The sequence below is a fragment of the Paenibacillus sp. GbtcB18 genome, assembly GCF_019091125.1.
Lineage (GTDB): Bacteria > Bacillota > Bacilli > Paenibacillales > NBRC-103111 > Paenibacillus_F > Paenibacillus_F chitinolyticus.
The window spans coordinates 1-259 of sequence record NZ_JAGXJX010000514.1 but is presented as its reverse complement, the minus strand read 5'-3'; the positions used below and the strand labels follow the sequence as shown (position 1 = coordinate 259).

Here is a 259-nt window from a genome sequence, read left to right as displayed (position 1 = left end):
AGGTGCTAATGCTGCAATTTGCAGATTCGCATTGTGCAATCCATCAAAGAAGCTAATTGCGAACGCTCCTATAATACCGCCTACATACATCGCTAATGGAAGGCGAACGTAATTTTCAACGAGTGATAATACGATCAGCACGATACCAATTGGATAAATTGCAATTAGAATCGGTAATGCTAATGCGTTCAACTGAGTTAAGCCAAGATTTGCTACCATAAATGCTAACACACAGAAAATGAAAATAACTTTTTGATAA

Annotated in this window: 1 protein-coding gene; it reads right to left on the bottom strand. The window is 37.5% G+C overall.

Features of this window, described 5'->3' with window-relative positions:
• Nucleotides 1-259: branched-chain amino acid transport system II carrier protein (locus tag KVT34_RS30515; protein WP_217563323.1), on the bottom strand; the 259-nt coding region annotated here is incomplete at both ends.